The 25686-nt window shown below is 62.4% G+C and carries 21 protein-coding genes and 9 tRNA genes; 6 read left to right on the top strand and 24 right to left on the bottom strand.

Features of this window, described 5'->3' with window-relative positions:
• Positions 1–2 precede the first annotated feature (2 nt).
• The 4 genes from brxC to VGM61_RS13865 all read right to left on the bottom strand — a co-directional run bounded on the left by brxC (position 3) and on the right by VGM61_RS13865 (position 5239).
• Positions 3–3662, bottom strand: a complete 3660-nt coding sequence (gene brxC, locus VGM61_RS13880) for a BREX system P-loop protein BrxC (RefSeq protein ID WP_331523421.1) — start codon at positions 3660–3662, stop codon at positions 3–5.
• A gap of 10 nt (positions 3663–3672) precedes the next feature.
• Positions 3673–4251, bottom strand: coding sequence for a DUF1788 domain-containing protein (locus VGM61_RS13875; protein WP_331523420.1), 579 nt, complete (start codon positions 4249–4251; stop codon positions 3673–3675).
• A complete protein-coding gene (locus VGM61_RS13870; protein ID WP_331523419.1) occupies positions 4248–4901 on the bottom strand; it encodes a DUF1819 family protein in 654 nt (217 codons plus the stop codon). The genes VGM61_RS13875 and VGM61_RS13870 overlap by 4 nt, the downstream gene beginning before the upstream one ends.
• Positions 4902–5149: 248 nt before the next feature.
• Positions 5150–5239, bottom strand: a tRNA-Ser gene (locus VGM61_RS13865).
• Positions 5240–5378: 139 nt separating this feature from the next.
• Here VGM61_RS13865 and VGM61_RS13860 point away from each other — a divergent pair.
• Entirely contained in the window at positions 5379–6077 is a 699-nt protein-coding gene (locus VGM61_RS13860; RefSeq protein WP_331523418.1) for a PP2C family serine/threonine-protein phosphatase, read from the top strand.
• A 25-nt stretch (positions 6078–6102) separates the two neighbouring features.
• Here the strand turns inward: VGM61_RS13860 and dnaQ are convergent, their stop codons facing one another.
• Genes dnaQ through VGM61_RS13845 form a run of 3 tightly spaced genes read right to left on the bottom strand, consistent with a single transcriptional unit; the run spans position 6103 to position 7987 of the window.
• The gene (gene dnaQ / locus VGM61_RS13855) at positions 6103–6840 is read right to left on the bottom strand and encodes a DNA polymerase III subunit epsilon (RefSeq protein ID WP_331523417.1); all 738 of its coding nucleotides are present in this window, start codon (positions 6838–6840) and stop codon (positions 6103–6105) included.
• Positions 6837–7289, bottom strand: coding sequence for a ribonuclease HI (rnhA, locus tag VGM61_RS13850; protein ID WP_331523416.1), 453 nt, complete (start codon positions 7287–7289; stop codon positions 6837–6839). Before rnhA ends, dnaQ begins: the two co-directional genes overlap by 4 nt.
• A 20-nt stretch (positions 7290–7309) precedes the next feature.
• A complete protein-coding gene (locus tag VGM61_RS13845; protein ID WP_331523415.1) occupies positions 7310–7987 on the bottom strand; it encodes a class I SAM-dependent methyltransferase in 678 nt (225 codons plus the stop codon).
• A gap of 161 nt (positions 7988–8148) precedes the next feature.
• Here VGM61_RS13845 and gloB point away from each other — a divergent pair, with 161 nt between their 5' ends.
• Positions 8149–8919: a hydroxyacylglutathione hydrolase gene (gene gloB / locus VGM61_RS13840; RefSeq protein ID WP_331523414.1), complete on the top strand. Its 771-nt coding sequence runs from the start codon at positions 8149–8151 to the stop codon at positions 8917–8919.
• The gene (locus VGM61_RS13835) at positions 8916–10091 is read left to right on the top strand and encodes a transglycosylase SLT domain-containing protein (protein WP_331523413.1); all 1176 of its coding nucleotides are present in this window, start codon (positions 8916–8918) and stop codon (positions 10089–10091) included. The genes gloB and VGM61_RS13835 overlap by 4 nt, the downstream gene beginning before the upstream one ends.
• Before the next feature lie 10 nt (positions 10092–10101).
• Here the strand turns inward: VGM61_RS13835 and VGM61_RS13830 are convergent, their stop codons facing one another.
• From VGM61_RS13830 to VGM61_RS13790, 9 genes are all read right to left on the bottom strand, one after another.
• Positions 10102–12009 carry a SurA N-terminal domain-containing protein gene (locus tag VGM61_RS13830; RefSeq protein WP_331523412.1) on the bottom strand — a complete coding sequence of 636 codons (1908 nt, stop codon included), beginning with the start codon at positions 12007–12009 and terminating at the stop codon, positions 10102–10104.
• Between the two features lie 59 nt (positions 12010–12068).
• Positions 12069–12145: transfer RNA gene (locus VGM61_RS13825), tRNA-Asp, on the bottom strand.
• A 9-nt stretch (positions 12146–12154) separates the two neighbouring features.
• Positions 12155–12229 (bottom strand) — tRNA-Val (locus VGM61_RS13820).
• Between the two features lie 23 nt (positions 12230–12252).
• Positions 12253–12525, bottom strand: coding sequence for an HU family DNA-binding protein (locus tag VGM61_RS13815; RefSeq protein WP_331523411.1), 273 nt, complete (start codon positions 12523–12525; stop codon positions 12253–12255).
• Positions 12526–12833: 308 nt separating this feature from the next.
• Positions 12834–15341 carry an endopeptidase La gene (gene lon / locus VGM61_RS13810; protein WP_331523410.1) on the bottom strand — a complete coding sequence of 836 codons (2508 nt, stop codon included), beginning with the start codon at positions 15339–15341 and terminating at the stop codon, positions 12834–12836.
• Between the two features lie 169 nt (positions 15342–15510).
• On the bottom strand, positions 15511–16815 hold the full coding sequence (gene clpX / locus VGM61_RS13805) for an ATP-dependent Clp protease ATP-binding subunit ClpX (RefSeq protein WP_250625774.1): 1305 nt from the start codon (positions 16813–16815) through the stop codon (positions 15511–15513).
• A 97-nt stretch (positions 16816–16912) separates the two neighbouring features.
• The gene (gene clpP, locus VGM61_RS13800) at positions 16913–17539 is read right to left on the bottom strand and encodes an ATP-dependent Clp endopeptidase proteolytic subunit ClpP (RefSeq protein WP_414694880.1); all 627 of its coding nucleotides are present in this window, start codon (positions 17537–17539) and stop codon (positions 16913–16915) included.
• A 52-nt stretch (positions 17540–17591) separates the two neighbouring features.
• Positions 17592–18884 carry a trigger factor gene (gene tig / locus VGM61_RS13795; protein ID WP_331523408.1) on the bottom strand — a complete coding sequence of 431 codons (1293 nt, stop codon included), beginning with the start codon at positions 18882–18884 and terminating at the stop codon, positions 17592–17594.
• Positions 18885–19115: 231 nt separating this feature from the next.
• A tRNA-Leu gene (locus VGM61_RS13790) sits at positions 19116–19200 on the bottom strand.
• 203 nt (positions 19201–19403) lie between these two features.
• On the opposite strand from VGM61_RS13790, the gene VGM61_RS19550 reads away from it, so the two are divergent.
• Positions 19404–19634 (top strand): type II toxin-antitoxin system HicA family toxin, encoded by a 231-nt coding sequence (locus VGM61_RS19550; RefSeq protein ID WP_414694876.1) that lies wholly within the window; start codon positions 19404–19406, stop codon positions 19632–19634.
• A gap of 23 nt (positions 19635–19657) precedes the next feature.
• Positions 19658–20056: a type II toxin-antitoxin system HicB family antitoxin gene (locus VGM61_RS13785; RefSeq protein ID WP_331523407.1), complete on the top strand. Its 399-nt coding sequence runs from the start codon at positions 19658–19660 to the stop codon at positions 20054–20056.
• Between the two features lie 99 nt (positions 20057–20155).
• On the opposite strand, the gene VGM61_RS13780 is transcribed toward VGM61_RS13785, so the two are convergent.
• The 8 genes from VGM61_RS13780 to rlmE form a co-directional block, all read right to left on the bottom strand.
• Positions 20156–21811 carry a phosphoethanolamine--lipid A transferase gene (locus tag VGM61_RS13780; protein ID WP_331523406.1) on the bottom strand — a complete coding sequence of 552 codons (1656 nt, stop codon included), beginning with the start codon at positions 21809–21811 and terminating at the stop codon, positions 20156–20158.
• A 145-nt stretch (positions 21812–21956) separates the two neighbouring features.
• Positions 21957–22032: transfer RNA gene (locus tag VGM61_RS13775), tRNA-Lys, on the bottom strand.
• 20 nt (positions 22033–22052) lie between these two features.
• Positions 22053–22129, bottom strand: a tRNA-His gene (locus VGM61_RS13770).
• 14 nt (positions 22130–22143) lie between these two features.
• A tRNA-Arg gene (locus VGM61_RS13765) sits at positions 22144–22220 on the bottom strand.
• A 25-nt stretch (positions 22221–22245) separates the two neighbouring features.
• Positions 22246–22322: transfer RNA gene (locus VGM61_RS13760), tRNA-Pro, on the bottom strand.
• Between the two features lie 178 nt (positions 22323–22500).
• Positions 22501–22577: transfer RNA gene (locus tag VGM61_RS13755), tRNA-Arg, on the bottom strand.
• Between the two features lie 155 nt (positions 22578–22732).
• Positions 22733–24664, bottom strand: a complete 1932-nt coding sequence (gene ftsH / locus VGM61_RS13750) for an ATP-dependent zinc metalloprotease FtsH (RefSeq protein WP_331523404.1) — start codon at positions 24662–24664, stop codon at positions 22733–22735.
• On the bottom strand, positions 24661–25311 hold the full coding sequence (gene rlmE, locus VGM61_RS13745; protein ID WP_331523403.1) for a 23S rRNA (uridine(2552)-2'-O)-methyltransferase RlmE: 651 nt from the start codon (positions 25309–25311) through the stop codon (positions 24661–24663). Before rlmE ends, ftsH begins: the two co-directional genes overlap by 4 nt.
• A 77-nt stretch (positions 25312–25388) precedes the next feature.
• Between rlmE and VGM61_RS13740 the strand changes: the two genes are divergently transcribed.
• Positions 25389–25685 carry a YhbY family RNA-binding protein gene (locus VGM61_RS13740; RefSeq protein WP_331523402.1) on the top strand — a complete coding sequence of 99 codons (297 nt, stop codon included), beginning with the start codon at positions 25389–25391 and terminating at the stop codon, positions 25683–25685.
• The last annotated feature ends 1 nt before the right edge of the window (position 25686 follow it).

Here is a 25686-nt window from a genome sequence, read left to right as displayed (position 1 = left end):
GCTTACTGGATCCGGATGCGTTTGCCGGACTTGAGCACGGCGGTGAAGTGGGCTTTGAGCTCGGCGAGGTAGGTGTCGACCTCGGCCTCGGTTTCAAGATAGGTAGTGGTGGCCAGGTCGGCCGGACGGATGGTCTGCGAGATTTTCGGTGCTGCTGCGGCAGCGGCCGATGCTGAAGCCGTAGCGGAACTCGTCGATATTTTGGCCTCACCGCTAGCTGTCGCCGCCTTGCTCGCGGCCTGCGCCGCGGTGTGTGCCTTCAGCAAGGTGTCGCGGATCAGATCCATCGCCTCTTCCAGCTTGTCGCCGGCACCGTTGGCCAGAAACTGGATCTCAGGGATGCTGACCGCGTCGGCAATCTTCAGCTTCAGCTGTTGCAGAGGACGCAGAGCCGCATTGCTGAGATCGGCATTCGCGACTGCCTGCAGCAACGCCTTGTTCGCCTCGTCGATGCACTGTTCGACGATGCGCAGCGCCGCCTCGCGCTGGGCCTGCACCAGGGCCTGGTTGCTGGCTTCAAGGGCGGCCAGCAGCGGCTCGATCTTGCTGATGCTGGCGTACGGGGCAGGCTCTTCGCGGATGCGCTGCAGATCCTTCAGGGCGACGCTGGCCTTGGGGTCTGTGGCCAGCACATCGCGATTGGGCTCAAAACGGTTGAGTGTGGCCAGAAAGCGCTGCCAGGTCGGCAGTTGGTTGGTGTAGAAGCCGCGGACGTCGTTGAGATCCTCACCGGCATCCAGCCATTCATCGCGCGACTTGTTCAGCGCCTCGATGAACTCGAACGGGTCGCGGATGGCGAGCTGCCGCTCGCAGCGCGCCAGCAAGGCCTCAATCACCGCCTTGCCGGGATAGTGCAATTGCCCCGCGGTGAGCTGCCAGCGTTTCAGGTCATCCTTCCACTCGACCAGCTTGCTGCGGAAGTCGACGACCACGCCATCTTCTTCCTTGCGCGGCAAGGAGGAGAACAGCTGCCGGTACAGATCCGACGCGCGCGCAATGCTGCCGGCATCGGCAGTCTTGCGCTTGAGGATCGAGATTTGCTTGTGCTGCACTCCTTTCGTCAGCGGATCGAACGCGCTGCGCGGATCCAGATCGGAACCACCCATGGTGAGTTTGATCTCGCCAGCCATGAACAGGCGGGTGATCAGCAGCACCACTTCCCACTCTGGCTTCCAGCCGTAGGGGATGTCGGTGAAGCGATCGACCACATCGGACAGCAGCACACGATTCTGCGACGCGGCGAGCTGCAGGTACTGGCGCACCTCCTCGATGGCCTGCGGGTTGCCGTCTTCGCCGCCGAGCGCCAGCTCCTGCTGCCCGACGTTGTCGGCGCTGAGCAGGGCGCGGATCTCGGCAATAGAATCGGGCTTGCGAATTTTCAGGTACGGCAGTTTGTTGTAGGTATTGGTGATCAGGTAATTGATCAGCTCATCCAGCAGGGTGGGCGCCGTGGCGGCCTTGGAGCGCACCTGCTGACCCTTGGCGTAGCAGTCGCCCCGCACGATCAGTTCGCCGATTTGCGCGACCAGGCGCTGCCGGCGTTCGCGATTTTCGTCTTTGCGCTCCAGCAGAATCTTGCGCAGGGACGGCGGTGCCGCGCTGGCCTTGGGGCTGTCGACATATTTCTCGATCTGCTGATACAGGGTCAGCTCGATATCCAGACGGGTTCCCTCGCCCATGCGGATCAGCGCTTTGCCGTTGCCTTCGGCGCTGAGCATGATGCAGCGATCCGGCTTGAGGCTTTCGTAGTCGTCACCCAGCGGCGAGCGGATGTCCAAGCTGAGCGCCTGATTGGCTTGACGGTACGGCGCGCCATCGAGCAGCCGGTTGAATTCGTAGTCAGCCTTGGTATCGCGGTGGCGCACCTTGGTTTGCCCGCCGAGGATTTCGTCGAAGACGATCTCCGCCAGCAGTTTGGATTTCTCAGCGGCGGATACGTCGACATGGCCGATCTCGCGAGCAATGTCGCGCTCTTCATTGGTGAGAAAGAACCACAGGTCGCCGTTGCGGTTGACAAGCTTCTGCTGCTCCAGCCGCTCCAGACTCTGCTGGATCTGCCGCTTGAGCTGCAGCTTGTCGGCATCGATCTGATCGAGGCAAAGCGCCGCCAGGTTGTCGATGGAGGGCTTGATCACCTCGGCAATATGGCGGATCAGGAACAGCGCCTTCAGCAGCCGAATGTCCTGCTTCTCGAGGGCGGGATTTTGTTCGGCCTGGTCGATGGCGCGCTTTACGGTCGTATCGAGAAAGCTCTCGATCGAGGGATAGAAGTCGTACAGCGGCACCAGCGACTGGATGCTGCGATCGACATTGATCTTGGCGGCAGACTGGAACGCGTCCAGCAGGGAACGCTCGCCGCGTGAAAGGTGCTGACCGGTGGCGCCGACCTTTCGGATGGCCTCGAAGATTTTTTGCAGCAGCTCGAACTGGTATGGCGCGAACGGATAGTTGGCCACGTAGCTGACAGAATCGAGGTAGCCGCGCATGGTCACGGCGTTGCCGTTGAACGATATCTGGTTGTTGATGATGTCGCCCTGCTGCTCGAACACGTTGCGCAGCGCCTCGTGAGCGGCTTCGGTCTTGGCCAGCAGGCGTACGCCGATGACTTCGTCGGTATTGGAACTGGCCAACGACAGGCGGGTGTGGAAGCGGCCCTGGATCTTTGAGAAATCCTGTGAGCGCGCCTTGTTGGCTTCGCCGATGGCCGCCTCGATATCTTCCTGACTGGTGACGATGACCCAGGCGCGCCCCTTGCATTGGGTGCCGAGCTGCTCGGCAATGGTTTGCAGATTGAGCATGAGCTGGGTGTTATTGCCGATGAACTGGCCGACCTCATCGACGAGGAAGATGATGCGATGGTCCTTGCCCTTGGTGTCCAGGTACTCGCTCAGCAGCTTGGCGAAGTTCTCGATGTTGATCTTGTAGCTGTCACGGGATTCGTCGAACCAGCGCTGGGCGGATTCCACCGACATCTTCAACGCGACAGCCAAGGCCTGGGCGATTTCATCGCGCAGAAAGTCAAACGCATCGCGCTCCGCTGTCCACGAGCCACCGTGGATGCGCGCGAACTCCTGCTGGAAGGTGTCGTAGGCACCCTTGCTGACAAGGTAGCGCTCCATCTCGGCGATATGCGGCGCATCGCCTGAGAAACCGAGCTTTTCGTTGAACACGCGAAGGAACACTTGCAGAACTACATCGCGATCGGACTTGCTGTCTGCCTTGGCATCGATGTTGAACAGGATGACGTCGGCGCTGCCGCGCGTGGCGCGCTGGATGTCCGCCAGCAACAGCGGATCCTTGATCTTGGTCTCGTCGAAGAATTCGGCCGCACGCTTGGTGTTGCCGGAGACCGGGTCGACTGCTGCCTGGTTTTCCAGCAGATACGACAGGATCTTGATGAAGTGCGATTTACCGGAGCCGAAGAAGCCCGATACCCACACGCCCATGCGGTCGGTGATGACCGAATTGTTTGGGTTGTCGCCGGCCGCCAGATAGGCGTCGAAGAAGCGGCGAAAGTAGTCGGCCAACTGCTTGGTGACCACGTATTCGTCCAGCTCCTGCCAGATGCTTTCGGCATCGCGCTGGTCAGCCTTGATGACGCCGTTGATCGGGCGGTCAATCGGCTTGCGGAAAAGCTCCCTGATTTTCATGTCTTCAGTCATCCCCTGTGAATCATTCCGCCAGCCGGAAGGCGCGGTAGTAGTGGTCATCGGCCAATGTGTTGAACAGGCGCAGCGAGAAGCCGTCGTAGCGCCCGGGATAGAACATCACCACCGGCGTGTGGTTCATGATCGGCTGCAAGGCGGTCAGCAAGGTGTGTGAGCGCAGCATCGGATACGCGGCCCCTACGCCGGTCAGCAGCAGCATGTCTCTTTGGTCGAAGTCGATCTTGCTGGCGATGCGTTGGGCCAGCTTGTCTTCTTTCAGCACAGGCCGGAGCGCGGCGAGCGCGGCGTCATTGCCCTTGTCGGCCTGGATGGCCAGGACGCGGTCATAGAGCTTGCGGTCTTCCAGCAGGTCGACGATGAGCTCGAAGAGGTTGACGACCGCGGGGCGCAACACTGGCTGCTGCCGCGCCAGGCCGGGCAGCAGGATGTCGGTGATAAACCCGCGCATCTCCAATTCCTGCTCAGGCAGGTAGTCGAAAACCCAAAAGCCGATCTCGTTGCCCAGCCCCCTGTTGGCAAGGAAGTCGGCGGAACTGAGCTGGGGCAGCAGGCGATTGAGACGCTCGCGAAATTTGTCGCTCATGCACGAATTTCCATCATCGAAACGAGCTGCCCTTCTCCGGCGGCCAACAAGGACTGGCGAACAGCCGGATGAAGGTGCGGAGGCAGCAGACGCAGGGATCTCGTAGTTTCCAAATAGCGGGCCTCGGCGAGGATCCGAATGATCACCTGTAGCAGCTTCTTGCGCGTCGAGTTGCTCCACGATGCCACGGACGGATCGCGCGCTGCGCAATCGTGCAGAAAGGGCTCCCAGGCAGTGACCGAAAGCGAGTCCTCCAATCGCCGGACGTGATCGGCCACGACCTCACGAAGGAAGTCGGTGAGCAACTGGCTGTGCTTTAGCGCAGCGGCGAATAGCAACTGCGTGGCAATTTCCTTATCGCCGTTTCGGATCGAACTCCATGCCGACGCGTCAATGGTCTCCAGCCGGAGGCGGATCAGGCGCGCCTGGCGAGCTGCAGTGGCCGGAGATGACTTCTGCAATATATTGTCCACGCGCAAGGCACGCTCCCAAGCAGCGCGGTCGGGGCGCTGAAGCATAAGTCCAGCAATAATCCGACTCTCGGGGATCATCAATGATCCAGCGGACAGATCGGCTTGGTACCCCTTCAAAGCATGCGGCCGGTGAAAATCAGTAGAAGCTGGTTGCGAATGAAGCTGTTCAATCAACATGGCTCAATGGGACCCGTCCCTGTCGTAAACGGCGCGAAGCTAAAATTCCACACACCTCAGGGTTGCCGACGACAAACGATTGAACGTGTAGGCCCATGCTGACTGCGTGAGTCTCTAAACCCCTTCGAGTGTAGATCAGAATCACGGACGACCGAAAAGCAGAAAGCAGCCGATGGCATGCTCGATGGCACACTAAAAACGACACACACAAAAAAGCCCTTGATAAACAAGGGCTTTTTTGGCTCTACTGGCGGAGAGGGTGGGATTCGAACCCACGTTAGGCCTAAACCTAAACCGGATTTCGAATCCGGCGCATTCGACCACTCTGCCACCTCTCCTTTGGTCGTCGAGCGCGGGCGTGCCGCGTCGAGCAGGCAATGATACGGGCGCGGGTGAGCCGTGACAACTCCCAGGCAGTGGGGCATTCTCCTCATTGGGCGGGGATTTCCGCCTGTAAATGAATGAAACGACGCTTCCATGATCGAATTTGGGCACGGCACGCACCCGGGGATGGCCCGGTCGCGCAACGAGGACACCTACTACGCGGATCCCTCCCTGGGGCTGTTCCTGGTGCTGGACGGCATGGGTGGGCATCGGCATGGGGAATTGGCCTCGGCCAGCGTGCGTGACGGCGTGGTGGAGCGGGTGACGCGGGGGCAGTCCCTGCTGTCGGCGCTGACAGCCGCCAACGATGAGCTTTTGATGCATACCCGCAACCTGCCCCACGCCCGGCCGATGGGCACCACGGTGGCTGCGGTGCGTTTGATGGACGGCGGCTGGGAGGCGGCCTGGGTGGGAGACAGCCGTATCTATGTCGACGACGGCGAACTGCGCCGGCTGGTGCACGATGGCAAGCTGGCCGAGGCGCTGGTGGAAAAAGGCGAGTGGCCTGAGGCACGCGATACGGCCGCCCCGCGCGGGGTGATGAACCAGGCGCTGGGTGTTACGGGCAACGAGCAACTCTATGTGCAGATATGCCGCGGCCCCTGGAAGCCAGGGATGCGCTTGCTGCTATGCACCGACGGCCTTACCGAGGTAGTCGATGACGCGCAGCTCCAAACCATCAGCGAACGCGCCGATCTGGGAGCGCAGGAAGCGATCGAACAGATGATCCTGACGGCGCTCGATGGCGGAGCGAGGGATAACGTCACGGCGATCCTGGTACGGCACGGGTGACACGCCGCGGGATGAAGCGCTGCGGCTATGCCACAGACTGGCCAGACTCCACCAGCTCGTCGACCAACGTACGCCACACCGTGGCGCCACCGGACGCCTTGTCGATCGCCTGAAGGCGCTGCTCATGCAGCGCAGCTTCCGTTTCGCTGGCGCGCAGTACCCGGGGCCTTGCGGTGATGGCGAAACCCTGCAGCGATACATGGTGCCGAGACGGCGCGCCGGCATCAAAGGCGAGATCCAGCACGACCTGGCCGGTGGTCATGGACAGGTACACATCCGCCAGCAGCTGCGCGTCCAGCAGGCCGCCGTGGAGGTCGCGGTGGGTGTTGTCCACCCCTAAGCGCCTGCACAACGCATCCAGGCTGTTGCGCTGCCCGGGATAGCGTTCGCGCGCCATCACAAGGGTATCGAGCACGCTGGCGTGGTCGGTCACCTTGCCATGGTTGCCGGCCATGGCGAGCTCGGCGTCGAGGAAACCTATGTCAAAGCTGGCATTGTGGATGATCAGTTCCGCGCCCTTGATGAAGGCCAGGAAGTCGTCCACCACCTCGGCGAATTTCGGCTTGTCGAGAAGGAATTCATCCTCGATGCCGGTGACCGCGCGCGCACCTTCATCAATGGCGCGCCCAGGGTTCAGATAGGTGTGGAAGGTACGGCCGCTGGGCCGGCGCTCGAGCAGTTCCACCGCGCCGATTTCGATCAGGCGATGGCCCTGCCGTACTTCCAGGCCCGTGGTTTCCGTATCAAGGACAATCTGCCTCATGCCGGAATGCCACCTGCCTTGAACACCAGTGCCTGCTCGCGCGCCGCTTCGTCCACGCGCTCGTTCTCCGCGTGGCCGCTGTGGCCTTTCACCCATTCCCAGCGCACGCTGTGCGGCGCCTTGGCCGCGGCCAGGCGCTGCCAGAGGTCCTGGTTCTTCACCGGCTTCTTGTCGGAGGTTTTCCAGCCATTTGCGATCCAGCGGGGCATCCAGTCTTCGATGCCCTGCATCACATAGCGGGAGTCGGTGGTCAGGCGTACCTGGCAGGGGCGTGTCAGTGCTTCGAGCGCGCCGATGGCGGCCATCAGTTCCATGCGGTTGTTGGTGGTGGCCGGATCGCCGCCGGCGACCATACGCTCGGTATTGCCTGCGCGGAGCAAGGCGGCCCAGCCGCCGGGCCCGGGGTTACCGAGGCAAGCGCCGTCGGTGAATGCTTCAACCTGGTTCATGCTTTCCTTCATTGGGTCGTTCAGCGCGCAGCACGGCGCGCGCCGGATACAAGGCTACCGGACTGTACGGGTACGGCGGCGGCCTTGATCACGCGCAATGGCGTGGCGGCGATACGCTGTTTGCGCGCAAACAAAATATAGGCGCCGCCAGCCAGGCTGCTGCCCTCACCTGTCATGACCGACGGCAACACATGGCCGGCTCGGTGCACGGCAATCACGTGCAGGTCGGCCCGGCCGCAAGCCGATCGCAGCAGCACCGGCTGGCGCAGGCTGGCCCGCGTGCCACGAGCGCGCCACTGGAACCAGGGCGCCCAGGCACTCACCGGATGCACGCCGGTGATCGCAAGTACGCCGCCCGGTGCTAGCACGCGGGCAGCCTCGATGATCAGATCCTCGCCGTTGGGAACGATTTCAGCCGCGTGGCGCAAAACCACCACCCCGAACGCGTCGTCCTGGAACGGAAGGGGGGCGCCCCCGCAGGCCTGTACGTCGCCCTGCCAGCCGCCCCGAGCCAGGTGCAGGCGCGTCCAGCGTCCGAGCAAGGGCAGCGGCGGCGGGACGATCTCAGGCACCGGTGCGATGTGCAGCGCATGGTCGCCCGTGGAACGCGCCAGTTCCGGTGCCAGCACCGCCGACTCGCTGGCCAGCAGCGCGCGCATGGGCGGCAGGGCGTAGAGATCGGGGTACAGCTGTGGCATTGGCGTGGGTGCTTTGGCAGGGACGGACGGGTGCCCCGACGCTAAGTGTATCGGCTCCGGCGCAGGATTCGGCGACCTCAGTGGGTTAACGTGTTGATAACAAGGGAGCTGGCAACCCGCTGATATAGTCCGGCGGCCCCGCGGCGCCAGCCGCCCGTCGAGTGCTCGATTTGCTCCCTGAACCGATCCCGGCACTATCAGACAACTACATCTGGCTTCTTACCGACGCGGCAGGCAACGCCGCGGTGGTGGATCCTGGCGATGCCGGCCCGGTTGAGCGCGTGCTGGCCGAGCGTGGGCTTACCCTGCGCAGCATCCTGCTCACCCATCACCATCCCGACCACATCGCTGGCGTAGCCGCACTCTGCCAGGGGCGGGATGTGGAGGTGATTGCCCCCGTTGACGAGCGCATTCCGCACGCCGATCGCCGCGTGGGCCATGGCGACATCGTGAACTTCTCCCAGCCCGCCGCGCACTTCGGAGTGATCGCTGTCCCCGGCCATACCACCACGCACATCGCCTATGCCGGCGAAGGCCTGCTTTTCTGCGGCGACACCCTGTTCAGCCTGGGCTGCGGCCGTCTGTTCGAAGGCACGCCTGGCCAGATGCTTGATTCGCTCAACCTTCTGGCTGCCCTGCCCGACGACACCCTGGTCTGTTGTGGCCATGAGTACACCCAGGCAAACGCGCGCTTTGCACTGTCCATCGATGGCAACAATGCGGGGCTGAAGGCACGCGCGAAGGAAGTCGACGACAAACGCTTGCGCGGCGAGCCGACGGTGCCAAGCCGCATGGGCACGGAGCGCGCAACCAATCCCTTCCTGCGCACCGACAGTAACGCCATCGTCGCCTGGGCCGCCCACAAGGCCGACGCCCACGACAGCGTGTCCCGCTTCGCCGCGGTACGCCGCGCCAAGGATGACTTTCGATGAATCACCCCTTGCGTACGGCCCTGGCCGCCACCCTGGCCGCGGCCCTGGCTGCCTGCTCGACTACCGCGCCAGTGATGCCCAACGCGCCACCGATCACCACCACGCCCACCACGCAGCCCGCACCGCCGATGATGCCCACGCCGGCACCGGTCACGCCGGTAGTGACGGATTTCTGGGACGAGATGCGCGCGAGTTTCCAGATGGACGGTTGCGATTCCGATGATGGCGTGGCCCGCTGGGCACGCATCTTCACCAGGCGGCCGGATCAGTTTGAAGAACACCTGGCCGCCGTGTTGCCCGTGGTCGAATATGCCCAGGAGTCGGCCCAGGCCCACGGCGTGGCCGGGGAATTCGCACTGCTGCCCTGGATCGAAAGCTCATTCAAGCCGGTCAAGGGCAAGAAGGGCCGTCCGGCCGGCATGTGGCAGATCGTGCCCTCCACCGCGCGCACCCTGGGCCTGCCTTCGCGCAAAGGCTACGACGCGCGGCTGGACACCGCCGCATCCACTGCCGCGGTGATGAAGATGCTGGCCGGCTATCACGATGAATTGCACGACTGGCGCCTGGTAGCGATGGCATTCAATGCCGGTGAGTTCAGCGTGCGCAAGGCCGTGGACAAATACGGCGTGCCGCCCGCGCAGCCGGCGGTGCCGAAGATGCCGATGAAGGCGGTGACCCGGGAGCATCTGACCAAACTGCTGGCGATTGCCTGCGTGGTGCGCCAGCCGGAGCGCTTCCACGTGCGGCTGCCGCCGGTGGACGCAAAGCGATCGCTGGAGAAGGTCACTGTGTCCGGTGCAAAGACCGTGGGCCAGGTGGCCGAACTATCCTCGATGCCGGTGGAACGCATGCTTGCGTTGAACCCGGCGCATACGTCGGCCAATGCCCAGGCCAACACCACGCTGCTGATGCCCTCGGCGGCGGCCGAGGCCTACCGCGAGGCGGCCGCCAGCGGACGCCAGCCCAGCCCTGCCACCATCGCGCCACCGGTGGACGATGCCGAGGCACAGGGCAAAGGCAACGCGAAGCCGCGTTCGGTAAAGGTGGCCAATGGCCAGTCGCTATGGACGGTTGCCCGCGCCAACAAGGTGACGGTAAAGCAACTGATGAGCTGGAACCGGCTCAAGAGCGACAAGGTGAAACCGGGACAGCTGTTGAGGCTGTCCCCGTGATGCCGCCCCGCTAGAGATTGTCTTTGGAAATCTTGATTTCGGTCTTGGCTTTCATCGCGTCGATGAAGCCCAGCGTCTGCGCGGCGGATACCGCCTGCCCCATCTGCTGACGGAAACCCGTGCGCTCTTCGGCGGTGATCTTCGACGTATCGCCATCGATGACCTTGTCGACCGCCACGAGCGCATAGGCGCCCTTGTCCATTGGCACCGCGACCACCGCCGGCTTGCCGTCGGCGGGACGCGGCAGGGCAAAGATCGCCTGCACCACGGCGGGCGGTTGATCCTGCGCGCCACGGGCGACGCCAGCGACCGTCTTGACCTGCCCGTGCGCGGCATTGGCGATGGCAGCGAGGTCTTCGCCCTTCTGCGCGCGTGCGACCAGTTCGTCGGCCTGCTTCTTCGCCTGCGCCGCAATGCGGTCGTCGATCACGCCCTGGCGTACGGCGGCCTGTACTTCGGTGAGCGGCTTGGCCACCGAAGGAGTGTGCTTGTCGACGTGGATCACCACACCGTGGTTGCCGCCAAGGTCGATGAGGCCGGAACTATTACCCTGTGCCAGGACATCGTCGGAGAACGCAGCGGCGATGACCTTGGGGTTGGCGGCGATGCCCTTGCCACCATCACGGCCGAACGGTTCGGTGGTCTGCAGCGGCAGCGAGCTTGCCTTGGCGGCGGGCTCGAGCGACGAGGGATTCTGGTAGGCCTCGTCGGCAAGATGGCCGGCGACTTCGTTGTATTTGCGGTCGTGAGCCTCTGAGGTGGCCTTGGCCAGGATGTCCCCGCGTACTTCCTCGAACGGTTTGGCGGCGCCACTGCGAACGTCGCGCAGGTAAATGATGTGGTAACCCTCGTCCGGCGAAAGCACCGGCTGTGAAATCTCGCCTTTCTTCATGGCGAACAGCGCAGCGTCGAACGAGGCATTGGCCACGCCCTTCTCGATGAAGCCGAGGTCGCCGCCCTGGCGCTTGGAGCCAAGGTCGTCTGAGTTCTGCGCGGCCAACGTGGCGAAGTTCGCCGGCGTGGCTTCCGAGGCGATCTTGCGTGCCTTCTCCAGCGCCGCCTTCTGCTGCTCCGGCGTGGCGTTCTTGGGCACGTTTACCAGGATGTGCGACACCTCGCGCTGCTCCGGCTGCACGTAGCGCGACTTCTGCTGCTCGTACAGGCCACGAAGATCTGCATCGCTCGGCGGTGCGTCGTCTTTCAGATCCTTGGCGTTGACTTCGATGTACTGCAGGGTGACCTGCTCGGGCGTCATGTACTGCGCACGATGCGCGTCGTAGTAGGCCTTGAGCTCCGCGTCGGAGACATCGGTGCTGGACGCCGCCGGTGCTGGAATTTCCACCAGGCGCACATCGCGCTTCTGCTCGGTCAGGCGTAACACACGGTCGATGTCGGCATCGGTGACCAGTACGCTCTGGCCGATGGCATTGGGAATGAGCTGGGTTGCCATTTCCTGGCGACGCTGCGCCTCGAAGGTGGCCGCCGAGGTACGCGTGCCAGCCAGGTAGGCGCTATAGGCTTTAGGGTCGAACTTGCCTTCGCTCTGGAAGGCCGGTTCAGCTGCAATGGCGCCGACCACCTGCGCGTCGGTCACGGTCAGCCCGAGCTTGCCGTTGGCCTGGCGAAGCACCGCCTGGCTCACCATTGCATCAAGGATCTTCTGCTTGGTGGCAGGCAGCTCAAGATACGCAGGATCGTAGTGATCGCCCTGCTGGGCCATCATCTGCTCGCGGATGTTGTTCACGCGCTCCTGGTAATCCTGCTGCTGGATTTTGGTGTCACCCACCTTGGCAAGGTAAGTGGCGCTATCGCCTTGCAGGTAGTTCTCGATGCCGAAGAAAGCGACGGCGAAGACGCTCACCCCCAGCACGATCATCGTCGGCCAGCCTTCCATCTTCGTACGCAATGAATGAAGCATCGGTTTCGCTCGCTGCAGGACATAAAACAAGGGCGCCACGCGGGCGCCCTTGAAGGGTATGGCGGAGTGGACGGGACTCGAACCCGCGACCTCCGGCGTGACAGGCCAGCATTCTAACCGACTGAACTACCACTCCGCGACTTTTTGGTGGGTGCTGAGGGGATCGAACCCCCGACCAGCGCCGTGTAAAGGCGACGCTCTACCGCTGAGCTAAGCACCCAGGTCAAAGGCAGACCTGACCTATTAGTTTAGGTGATCCTTAAGCGCCTTGCCAGCCTTGAATGCCGGCACCTTGGAGGCAGGGATCTTGATCTCTTCGTTGGTGCGCGGGTTGCGGCCGGTGCGCTCGGCACGGTTGCGGACGGTGAAGGTGCCAAAACCCACCAGGGAGACATCCTCGCCCTTGTGCAGGCTGGCCTTGACGGCTTCGATCAGCGCTTCGAGGGCGCGGCCGGCGTCGGCCTTGGACAGCTCGGCGCGCTCGGCGAGATCGGCGATCAATTCGGATTTATTCATTGGTTATTCCTTATCACGTGAAAGAGTCCGCGGTGTATTCGGGACGAGAACCATACCAGGGCTACCAGGACGGCCAGCAGTTCGCGCAGGGAACTTCGCGGGCCGCCGTTGCGCTTGCTGCGCGGGCGCTGGGTGCTAGCGGTCGGACCTTTATACCAGCGCCCCCCGGCACCCGCAATACGAGATGTACCAACGCTTTCAGCCCGCGTGCACGTTCGGCGCGGACGTTAACGTAACAAAAAAGGGAAGCATGCCGTTGGCATGCCTCCCTTTTTTCCCGGGTTTGGGAACGTAAATGAAGGTAAGGATCAGTGCGTAAGCGAAGGCGCCGCCTTGCCATCGTCCTTCTTGTTTTCCACCGTCGCGCCATCGCCGGTCTTCGCTTCCAGCGGACGCGGCGGACGCTCCAGCGCGATGTTCAGCACCTCGTCGATCCATTTCACCGGGAAGATCTCAAGCGATCCGGTGATGTTGTCCGGGATGTCGGCCAGGTCTTTCTTGTTCTCTTCCGGGATGATCACCGTGGTGATACCGCCGCGATGGGCCGCCAGCAATTTTTCCTTCAGGCCACCGATCGGCAGCACGCGGCCACGCAAGGTGATTTCACCGGTCATGGCTACTTCAGAGCGCACCGGGATACCGGTGAGCGTGGACACAAGCGCCGTACACATGGCGATGCCGGCACTGGGCCCGTCCTTGGGCGTGGCGCCCTCAGGCACGTGGATGTGGATGTCCAGCGACTGATGGAAGTCCGGATCGATGCCCAGTGATGACGCGCGGGCGCGCACCACCGACAGCGCCGCCTGGATGGACTCCTTCATGACATCGCCCAGCTGGCCGGTATGCACCAGCCTGCCCTTGCCCGGCAGCACCGAGCTTTCGATGCTGAGGAGGTCGCCACCAACGGATGTCCAGGCCAGCCCGGTGACCAGGCCCACTTCGTTCTGCAGTTCCGCCCGACCGAAGTCGAACCGGCGCACGCCGAGGTAATGGTCGAGGTTGGCGGACTCCACCTTGGCTTTGCCCGAAGCCGACACCACGACCGACTTCACGGCGACGGCCTTCGAAACCACCTTGCCCTTGACCGGCTTCTTCGCCTTGGCCGACGCGCGCAGGGTGATTTCCTTGACCACCTTGCGGCAGATCTTGGAAATCTCGCGCTCGAGATTACGCACGCCCGATTCGCGCGTGTAGTAACGCACGATGTCGCGCAGCGCGTCTTCCTTCACGCTGAGTTCTTCGGGCTTCAGGCCATTGGCCTTGAGCTGCTTGGGCAACAGGTATTTCTGCGCGATGGCGAGTTTTTCATCCTCGGTGTAACCGGGGATGCGGATCACTTCCATACGGTCGAGCAGCGGGCCGGGAATATTGAGCGAATTGGCCGTGGCGATCCACATCACCTCGGAGAGGTCGAGATCGACTTCCAGGTAATGGTCGTTGAAGGCATGGTTCTGTTCCGGATCGAGCACTTCGAGCAGGGCTGACGACGGATCGCCGCGGAAGTCCATCGACATCTTGTCGATTTCGTCCAGCACGAACAGCGGGTTCTTGGTACCGGTCTTGTTGAGGTTCTGCACGATGCGACCGGGCATGGAACCGATGTAGGTGCGGCGGTGGCCACGAATCTCGGCCTCGTCGCGCACGCCGCCCAGCGACATGCGGACGAACTTACGGTTGGTGGCCTTGGCAATGGACTGGCCGAGCGAGGTTTTGCCCACGCCGGGCGGGCCGACCAGGCACAGGATCGGGCCCTTCATGGCGTTCACGCGCTGCTGCACGGCCAGGTATTCCAGGATGCGCTCCTTGACCTTTTCCAGGCCAAAGTGATCGGCATCGAGTACTTCCTGGGCGAGCGCGAGATCCTTGCGGACCTTGCTGCGCTTCTTCCACGGCACGCCGACCAGCCAGTCAAGGTAATTCCTGACCACGGTGGCCTCGGCAGACATCGGCGACATCTGCTTGAGCTTGTTGAATTCGTTCTTGGCCTTGGCAAGCACAGCCTTGGGCATGCCGGCGGCTTCGATCTTCTTTTGCAGTTCCTCGATCTCGTTGCCGCCTTCCTCGCCTTCACCCAGTTCCTTCTGGATGGCCTTCATCTGCTCGTTGAGGTAGTACTCGCGCTGGCTCTTCTCCATCTGCGACTTCACGCGGCCACGGATGCGCTTTTCGACCTGCTGCAGGTCCATCTCGCCATCGACCAGGCCGATCAGCAGTTCCAGCCGCTGGCCGACGTCGGCGGTTTCCAGCACGCGCTGCTTGTCCGCCATGCGCACGGAAAGATGGGCTGCAATGGAATCGGCCAGGCGGGACGGATCGTCGATGCCCGAAAGGGTGGCCAGGATTTCCGGCGGAAGCTTGCGGCTTTGCTTCACCAGTTGCTCGAAGAGCGATACCAGCGAACGGGAGACCACATCGAGCTCGCGCTCATTGGTGCTGTAGATAGGCTCGATCACGCGCGCCTGCGCACTGAGCATGCCCGATTCATCGACATAATCGTGCACATCCACGCGCGACTGCCCCTCCACCAGCACTTTCACCGTGCCGTCGGGAAGCTTGAGCAGCTGCAGGACACCAGCCAGGGTACCGGTGGTGTGCAGGTCGGCGATTTCCGGATCGTCGATGTCCGGGCTCTTCTGCGCCACCAGCAGGATCTGTCGCTCGCCTTCCATCGCGCGCTCAAGTGCGCGCATGGACTTGTCGCGGCCGACGAACAGCGGGATGACCATGTGCGGATAAACCACCACATCGCGCAGCGGCAATACCGGCAGGACATCCAGGGCGGCACCGCTGGTGGGAACGGGTTGGTTCTTTGCCATCTAGGGCTCCATGGAAGAAAGGCCGGGGGCTCTCGGTTCCGACACTGAACCGGCCGCCCCATCAGCGTCAAGTGGTGGTGATACGCATGCGACTCAAGGCCGCGGCACCCAAGAAAAAGGCCCCGGCGAAACACCGGGGCCTTCAAGGAGTTGCCGATGCAAGCTGATGTTACGCTGCGTCGCCGCCGCCTTCCGCACCGCCGATCGCCCGCTGCTGTTGCAGGTTTCCGCGGTAGATCAGGTAAGGCTCGGCCTGGCCATCGATGACTGCGTCGTCGACCACCACCTTGCTTACGTGCTCGAGCGAGGGCAGCTCGTACATGGTGTCGAGTAATACCTGCTCAAGAATGGTGCGCAGTCCGCGGGCGCCCGTCTTGCGCTTCAGGGCGCGACGGGCAATGGCGGCCAGTGCCTCGGGACGGAATTCCAGCTCCGCGCCTTCCATGTCGAACAGACGCTTGAACTGCTTGGTGACGGCATTCTTGGGCTCGGTGAGGATCTTCACCAGGGCCGGTTCGTCCAGTTCATCAAGCGTGGCGACCACTGGCAAGCGGCCGACGAACTCCGGAATCAGGCCGAAACGCACCAGATCGGCAGGTTCCACTTCCGACAGCAGCTTGCCGACGTTCTCGGTGCGCTCCTTGCTGCGCACCTCGGCGCCGAAGCCGATGCCCGTGGTGTCCGAACGCTGCTGGATCACGCGCTCCAGGCCTGCAAAGGCACCACCGCAGATGAACAGGATATTGCGGGTATCGACCTGCAGGAATTCCTGCTGCGGGTGCTTGCGGCCACCCTGCGGCGGCACCGAGGCCAAGGTGCCCTCGATGAGCTTGAGCAATGCCTGCTGCACGCCCTCACCCGATACGTCACGGGTGATCGACGGGTTTTCGCTCTTGCGGGAGATCTTGTCGATTTCGTCGATGTAGACGATGCCCGACTGAGCCTTCTCGACGTCGTAATCGCACTTCTGCAGGAGCTTCTGGATGATGTTTTCGACATCTTCGCCCACGTAGCCAGCTTCGGTGAGCGTGGTGGCATCGGCGATGGTGAACGGCACGTTGAGCAGGCGCGCCAGCGTTTCGGCAAGCAGTGTCTTGCCCGAACCGGTGGGCCCGATCAGCAGGATGTTGGACTTGCCAAGCTCCACCTCATCAGCCTTCTGGCGTGACTCGATGCGCTTGTAGTGGTTGTAGACCGCCACCGACAGGGCTTTCTTCGCGCGCGTCTGGCCGACCACGTACTGGTCGAGCGTTTCCATGATCTCACGCGGCTTGGGCAGCTGCGTACGACCGGAGGCGGCTTTCTCCTCGAGTTCTTCACGGATGATGTCGTTGCAGAGTTCAACGCATTCATCGCAGATGAATACGCTGGGACCGGCAATCAACTTGCGCACTTCATGCTGGCTTTTGCCACAGAAGGAGCAGTAGAGAATCTTGCCGCTGTCGTTGGAACGGCTCTGCCGCTCGTCGCTCATGCTGTTGGTCCTGCGTCGGATCGAGGTACGTATTGAGAATAGCACAGCGTCCCAACCCTGGGACCAGGGTCGGGGTGCCGCCTTAAATTACTGAAAATCAGGCAGATTTAATGGTTTCAACAGTCCGCTTTTCAAGCACGGAGTCGATCAGCCCGTAGGTCTGGGCGTCGGCCGCGCTCATGAAACGGTCGCGCTCGGTGTCGTTGGCGATCTGCTCGACCGGCTTGCCGGTGTGCTGCGCCAGGATGGCATTGAGGCGCTCGCGCATGGTGAGGATCTCGCGGGCGTGGATCTCGATGTCGGTGGCCTGGCCGGAAATGCCGCCAGCCCAGGGCTGGTGGATCATGATCCGGGAATGCGGCAGGGAGTAGCGCTTGCCCGCCGCACCGGCCGACAGCAGCAGGGCGCCCATGGACGCTGCCTGGCCGATGCACATGGTGCTGACATCGGGCTTCAGGAACTGCATGGTGTCGTAGATCGCCAGGCCCGCCGTGACCGAACCGCCGGGGCTGTTGATGTAAAGGTTGATGTCCTTGTCGGGATTTTCCGATTCAAGGAACAGAAGCTGGGCCACCACGACGTTCGCCATGTAGTCGTCGACCGGACCGACCATGAAGATCACCCGCTCCTTCAGCAGGCGCGAGTAGATGTCGTAGGAGCGCTCGCCGCGGGCGGTCTGCTCGACGACGATGGGCACCAGGTTGAGGCTCTGGATGGGGTCCATGGACATGTAAGTGCGCTCCGGTGAGGTTAGTGCCCGAACCCAGCTCGACGGTTTAGCCGCCGACCGGGCGCATGACCTCGTCGAAGCTCAGGGGTTGCTCCGTGGTCTTGGCGTGTTCGGCCACCCACTCGGCTACCTGGTCTTCCATCACGCGGTTCTGCAGGCCCGACATAAGCTGGGGATCACCGTTATACAACTCAATGACCTTCTCGGGTTCTTCGTAGGTCGAGGCGATGGTGGTGAGCATCTCGGCCATCCGGTTGCGGTCGACCCGGATCTCGTTCTTGCGGGCAATTTCACCCATGAGCAATGCGGCGGCCACGCGTTTGCGGGCGACCGGCTCGGCGGCGGCGACCAGCTCCGCCGGCGGCTCCTGGCCACGCGGCACGCTGCCCGCGGCCATCGAACGGGCCTCGCCCTGGGCCATCAGGTTGGGCACGTCCAGATCCGGATAGGCGTTGGCGAGCTTCTCGGCCACTTCGGCCTTGAGGCGGCCCATCAGGGTGCCCTTGAGCTCGCGCTCAAGGTTGGCGCGCACTTCCTTGCGGAAGGTTTCGATGTCGCCATCGACCACACCGAAGGCCTTGACGAAATCGGCGTCCACGGCGGGCAGGTTCGGTGCCTGCACCTTGATGATCTTCAGGCTGACCTGGGCCTTCTTGCCGGCCAGGTCCGTATTGCGGAAATCGGCCGGGAATTCGATCTCGGTTTCGGCCTCGTCGCCGGCGCTACGGCCAGTGAGGGCATCGTCGAGCGCCTTGAACAGGTTACCCGAGCCCAGCACGCTGCCCGCACGCTCCAGGCCTTCGGCCGGGAAGCGGTAGTCACCCGCCTGGGCGGAGTATTCGAACATCACGAAGTCGCCCTCGGCCGAGGCGCGGGACACTTCGTCGAAGCTGCGGCGCTGCAGGCGCAGGGTTTCGATCATCTTGTCGATGTCGGCATCGGACACCGTGGCCACCGGACGGCTGATTTCCAGCGCGGCGACGTCGATTTCCGGGAATTCCGGCATGATTTCGAAGGTGGCGGTGTAGGCGATCTCGCCATTTTCGGCATTGCCGGTGGTCTCGACCGACGGATTCGCGATCGGACGGAGGTTTTCCTTCTCCACCGCTTCGCGCAGCGTGCTGCCGATCAGTTCGGAAAGCGCCTCGCCGTGGACCTGCGCGCCGAAACGCTGCTTGATCACGTTCAGCGGTACCTTGCCCGGGCGGAAGCCCTTCAGGCGGACCGTCCGGCCCATTTCCGCGATGCGCGCACTGACCTGGGACTCAAGGCGATCGGCCGGAAAGGTGACCGTGATCTTGCGCTCGAGCTTGCTGACGTTCTCAACCGAAACCTGCATGACGACTCCTGCAAACCACCTGCTTGCGCAGGCGCTAAAGCGGCCCAGGGCCGCCGTATGTGTATATGAATAAATTCAATCGCTTACGTTAAAGCGATCGTTAGATCGCCACGAAGTGACCTCCACCCCAGCCGCTTAGGATATCAAATCCCGTATTTGACGGGGTGTGGGCGGCCGGGTCGAACAAAAACCCTTCGCCGACGATGCGGGGAAATCCGCCAAGGAAACATCTGGTGCGAAAGGGGGGACTCGAACCCCCACGGGTTACCCCGTCAGAACCTAAATCTGGTGCGTCTACCAATTCCGCCACTTTCGCATGGGGTTTGAAACGACTGGCCACCCTGCCCCTTTGAGGCCGCGGATGGTTTCGCTGTTTCAGCGCCGCGATTCTAGGGGTGGGGCCGGACGGGCACAAGACGGAATGCTTGTACTACGCCGCGCTTTACAGCGGACGACAAACAGCGCGGCGAGCACTGATACCGCTTCTAAGACGTACTTGCCTACATTGGAAGAACGCAAATGCCGACACGGCGATCATGGACGGCTGTAGCATTGATGTGTAAGATACACACTATAAGTAGCGCAGACTTGATACGCCTACTCAGATCGCACGGATTCATCGTGATCTCTACGAAGGGCAGTCACCACAAACTGCGTCATGCGGACGGACGGTGGACGGTTGTCCCTCACCCTCGCCGCGACTTGGGAAAGGGCCTCATTCGGGCCATTTTCAAACAAGCCCGCCTTTAGTAACTGTGGTTTGGAGCAAGAGCATGCGATATCCCATTGCCATCGAGCCCGGCGACAGCACAACGGCGTTCGGCGTCGTGGTACCTGATGTACCAGGCGCTTTTAGCGCAGGCGACACGCTCGAAGAAGCGATTGCCAACGCGGAGGACGGAATCCTCCTCGCACTCGAGGAATACCTGGAGCGAGGCGAAGCAATCCCGCAACCATCACAGCTCGCGGCGTTGATAAAGCGTCGGGACTTCAAGGGATGGACATGGGCACTCGCCGATGTCGACCTGGCCAAACTCAACGGCAAAGCCGTGCGACTGAACATCACGCTTCCCGAACGCCTTCTCGGAACGATCGATGCCTTCGCCAAGGCACACGGAGAGACGCGAAGCGGGTTCCTTGCGCGCGCCGCAATGCAGGCCATGATCCTCTGATCGAATGGCCGGCGCGCAGGTCTTGGCAGGTATCGTCGATCGCCGATGCAGCGTTCCCATCGCCACCGCGCCACAACTGTGTTCAATTGCCCGGCCATCTCATCCAGTGACGGCGCGGCATCCGGCCAGCAGGTCGAGTTCCGGCCGGTACACGGTCGTGCGGGTGCCGAAAAAGCCCAGCAAGGTGTGGAAAAGATTGTCCTGGCTCGCCGGCAGTGTGCGACGCTGCGCCATGCAGTCCATGCGCACCCCTGCGTCGCGCACCCAGGCCGGCGACAGCCACAGAAGCATCGGGATGTGCTTCTGCTGGGTGGGCGCGGTGTCCCAGTCGGCGCCATGGAGGTAGATGTCGTTCTCGCCCAGCGATTCGCCGTGGTCGGAGAGGTACATCATCGCGCTGTCGACTTCGGGAACCGCCTTCAATGCATCCACCACCCGGCCCAGGATGTGGTCGGTATACAGGATGGTGTTGTCGTAACTCGCCACCGCTTGCATATAGGTGCAAGTCTGCACCTCGGCCGTATCGCAGCCCGGCTTGAAGAGATTGAAGGCCGCGGGGTAGCGCTGGAAATACGCTGGGCCATGGCTGCCCTTGATGTGCAGTACCAACAGCGCCGGCGAGCGCATGCGGGCCAGGCGTTCGGGCAGGTCGGCCACCAGCACCTCATCCAGGCAACCGTCTGCGTCGCACAAGCCGGCGACCTTGCCGTTGGTGAGGTCGTCGTTGGGCAATCGCGCGCAGACATCCTTGCAGCCTTCATCGTTGTCGCGCCAGAACACGTCAACGCCGGCGTGCTGCAGTATGTCCAGGGCGTTCCAGTGGGCCTTGGCCACGGGCTTGACGAACTTCTCGCGCGTCATGTTCGAGAACATGCACGGCACCGATACCGTGGTGGCCGTGCCGCACGACCATGCATCGCTGAAATAGATGGCACCGGCGCGCTTCATCTCGGGGTTCGTTTCACGCGCGTAACCCTGCAATGACTGGTTCTCCGCCCGCGCCGTCTCACCCACCACCAGCACGACCACCCGCTTGCGGGGCGCCATAGTTGCAGCGGGAGCCAACGTGGCATCGGTACCGATCGGCGTGATCGTCTTTTTTGGCTGGAAGACGTCGTGCTGCAGGTGATGGAACGTGCCGCTAAGCGCCGCGTAGGGATTGAACACCTCGTACATCACGCGGTGATTGCGCTCAAAGTAAATGTAGTTGCGGCCGGCAAGCATGGGCGGCACCAGCATCAGCACGGCGGCCCCCACCACGATGGCGGTACGCCAGCCAAGGCTTCGCCAACGTGACATGAAGCGAATCGGTACAACCAGCACGAGCACGGCCGGCAACACCCCAAACAGGGCGATCCAGCCCACTGAGGCCGGGGTGATCATGGCCATCGCCTCGGCGCGCTGCGTCTCGAAGATGCTCTGGATGATGTCTTCGTTCAGACGCACGCCGAAGGTGTCGGCGTAGTAAGCGCTCGCTGCCGACAAAAGGATCAGTATGGCCAGCAAGGGTTTGCCGATGCGCGGCCAGGTGACCAGGGCGAGGGTCAGCATCAGGTTGCCGACAAGCCGACAACAAACCGTCACACTCAAGGCATAAAATCCCGCCGTGCCTCGCGATGCTGACAGCGCTTCGCGCACTTCCGACCATAGGCTCACATTGAGCGCGGCCAGAATATAGATCGCCACCATCGACCCCAGCACCCAGGCCGGCAGTACTCGCTCCCCGCGTATAGCCACGGGGTCTTGAATGATCATCGGGCGTCCCTCTGGCCCGGCACATTCGCGAGCGTGTCAAACCGTGAAATCTACAGCAGTGCCATCGTTGGCTCAAACGATGCGGCATGGCCGATAGCCATTCAAAGAAAAAGGCACCTGGATTTCTCCAGGTGCCTTTTCAAGTTGGTGGGCCGTCAAGGATTCGAACCTTGGACCAATTGATTAAGAGTCAACTGCTCTACCAACTGAGCTAACGGCCCTTTGAAACATTTTACCAAAATGGGGTGGACGATGGGACTCGAACCCACGACATCCGGAATCACAATCCGGTGCTCTAACCAGCTGAACTACGTCCACCGTAAAACTTCGTGTGGCGCGCCCGACAGGAATCGAACCTGCAACCGTCGGCTTAGAAGGCCGATGCTCTATCCGGTTGAGCTACAGGCGCAGACTCTTACCACGGAGCGAACGCTTGGTCGGGGCAGAGGGATTCGAACTCTCGACATCCAGCTCCCAAAGCTGGCGCTCTACCAGGCTGAGCTATACCCCGACATTCGAAACCATCGTTCGCGACCGCGAAACAAGCCTTCAAATGTTAAGGGTAGTAACACACCCCGTCAATCCAATCTGCCTGAAACTCGGACACCACATCGAACAACTTTTACCGATGGCCTGCTTAGAAGCCACCAACGAGACAAAAAACAGCCGCCTCGCCTGTCTCTTAAAAATGGTGCGCCCGGAGAGATTCGAACTCCCGACCACCAAGTTCGTAGCCTGGTACTCTATCCAACTGAGCTACGGGCGCACTAAAACGATTTGGTTGGCCTGCGCCGTGAGGTGCCGGTCAACCAAGAAGCGGAATTATTCAGGGTTCGGCCCGATGCGTCAACACTTTTATGTGAACTTTTTTGCATCGGTTTAGAAAAGAAACGGCGACCCGAGGGTCGCCGTTTGTCTTTATCAGCTTTGCGTGGCGGGCTTGCCAAGGGTGGACCCCGCGTCGCCCTTGGGCGGCGGCGGAGGCGTCGGGCTGGGCTTGTCCTTGCTCTCCCAGTCGGCCGGCGGGCCAGGCTCGCGGCCGTTCATGATGTCGTCGATCTGGCGCGCGTCGATGGTCTCGTACTGCAACAGGGCATCGGCCATCTTGTGCAGCTTGTCGATGTTGGTGGTGAGTAGTTCCTTGCTTTTCGCGTAGGCGCGGTCAAGGATGTGACGCACCACTTCGTCGATCTTCCGTGCGGTTTCGTTGGACACATTCTTGTGCTGGGTAACCGAACGGCCCAGGAACACTTCGTCCTCGTCCTCGCCGTAGGACATGGGCCCGAGTTCATCGGACAGGCCCCACTTGGTGGCCATGTTGCGCGCCATCTTGGTGGCACGCTCGATATCGTTGGAGGCACCCGTGGTGACCTTGTCGGCGCCGAAGATGATTTCCTCGGCCACGCGGCCGCCGTATAGCGAGCACAGCTGCGATTCGATCGCCACGCGGTTCATGCTGTAGCGGTCGCCCTCGGGCAGGTACATGGTGACACCCAGCGCGCGACCGCGCGGGATGATCGTGACCTTGTAGACCGGATCGTGCTCGGGCACCAGGCGGCCGATGATGGCGTGGCCGGCCTCGTGGTAGGCGGTAAGCTTTTTCTCATCGTCGCTCATGGCCAGCGAGCGGCGCTCGGTGCCCATCAGGATCTTGTCGCGGGCACGGTCCAAGTGGGCCATGCGTACGTCACGGCTACCCTCGCGGGCGGCAAAAAGCGCTGCCTCGTTGACCAGGTTGGCAAGGTCCGCACCCGAGAATCCGGGCGTGCCGCGGGCGATGGTCATGGCATCGACGTCGGTCGCCGTAGGCACCTTGCGCATGTGCACCTTCAGGATCTGCTCGCGGCCCCTCACGTCCGGCAAGCCCACCACGACCTGACGATCGAAACGGCCCGGACGCAGCAGGGCCGGATCGAGCACGTCCGGACGGTTGGTGGCGGCGATCACGATGACACCCTCGGTGCCTTCGAAACCATCCATTTCCACCAGCAGCTGGTTGAGCGTTTGCTCGCGCTCGTCGTGGCCGCCGCCCAGGCCCGCGCCACGATGGCGGCCCACGGCGTCGATCTCGTCGATGAAGATGATGCACGGCGCGTGCTTTTTGGCCTGCTCGAACATGTCGCGCACGCGGCTGGCGCCGACGCCGACGAACATCTCGACGAAGTCGGAACCGGAGATGGAGAAGAACGGCACCTTGGCCTCGCCGGCGATCGCCTTGGCAAGGAGGGTTTTACCGGTACCGGGCGGGCCGACCATCAGCACGCCGCGGGGAATCTTGCCGCCGAGCTTCTGGAACTTGCCCGGGTCGCGCAGGAATTCGACCAGCTCGCCCACTTCTTCCTTGGCCTCGTCGCAGCCGGCGACATCGGCGAAGTTGACCTTGACCTGGTCCTCGCCCTGCAGCTTGGCGCGGGAGCGGCCGAAGCTCATGGCGCCGCGTCCGCCGCCACCCTGCTGCATCTGGCGCATGAACCAGATCAGGACGGCAACGAAGATGATGATCGGCAGCCAGTTGATCAGCAGCCCCAGCAAGCTGAAGCCGCTGTCAGCCGGATCCTGGCGGATATCGGCGCCCTTGGCGTTCAACTGCTTGACGATGTCGTTGGTGCTGGTGCCCACGGCCGGGATCACGGTGCGGTACGAGGCGCCGTCCTTGAGCTTGCCGGTGATGGTGGCAGGCACGGTGGCCGTGATCGTGCCATTGGCCACGTTGCCGTTGTCTACGGCCTGGGCGAAGGTGGAGTACGACATGTCCTGCGACGAGCCGCTATGCGGGCTGAAGCTCTGGAACACGGTGAGCAACACCACCGCGATGATCAGCCAGAGCAACAGGTTTTTTGCCATTTCATTCATGCGCGGTTCTCGCTCGGTTGCCGGCCGGGGGTCTTCAACCCCACGGCAAGCGCATAGACCTCACGAGAACGGGCTCGGGAGGCCTTCGGTTTACGCATCGTCACGCGACTGAAGTCGGCGCGCAAGCTGCGCAGGTACTCATCGAACCCTGCCCCCTGGAACAACTTGACCAGGAAGGCTCCCCCGGGCTTAAGCCAGTCGAGGGCGAAATCCCGGGCCATGTCGGCCAGGTCCATGGCGCGGATCTGATCAGCCAGGGCTACACCGGACATATTGGGGGCCATGTCCGACAGCACAAGATCGACTTTCTGCCCTTCGAGCATGGTTTCAAGCGTACGCACCACGCTTTCTTCCCGGAAATCGCCCTGGAGGAAATCCACCCCGCCCAGGCCCTGCATCGGCAGGATGTCCATGGCAAGTACGGTTCCGGTCTCACCCATGCGGCGACGCACCAGTTGCGACCAGCCCCCGGGGGCGGCGCCAAGATCGACCACACGCATGTTGGGCTTGAGGAGTTTGTCCTTGTCGATCAGTTCCTCGAGCTTATATACGGCGCGCGAACGCACCCCCTCGGCCTGGGCGCGTTTGACGTAAGGGTCGTCGAAGTGTTCCTTCAGCCATGAGGAACTGCTTTTACTGCGGGCCATGAGGCGGGACTTGGAGGAGCGGCGTGGAGGCCATGATACCCTTAGCGGTCACGCCCCCGCACTTCGAACCTGAACACATGCCCCTTTCGTCAAGTCAGCGCCGTTACCTGAAGTCCCTCGCGCACGATCTGCCGGCGGTAATCCTGCTCGGCAACAAGGGTGCCACCGAGGCCGTGTCCAAGGAATTGGGCCTGGCCCTGGCCCATCACGAGCTGGTGAAGATCAAGCTTTCCGGGGGGGACAAAGACGAACGCCAGGAGCAGCTCGATACCCTGCTTGGCGCCACCGGCGCCGAAGCTGTACAGCAGATCGGCTCGGTTGCGGTGGTTTTCCTGCGCAATAACGACGATCCGAAGATCGCCCTGCCCCGCTAGG

Origin of the sequence: Pinirhizobacter sp., from assembly GCF_036499745.1 — a bacterium.
Lineage (GTDB): Bacteria > Pseudomonadota > Gammaproteobacteria > Xanthomonadales > Rhodanobacteraceae > Pinirhizobacter.
Note: the sequence above shows the minus strand (reverse complement) of the source record. Positions and strands in the feature narration are given on the sequence as shown.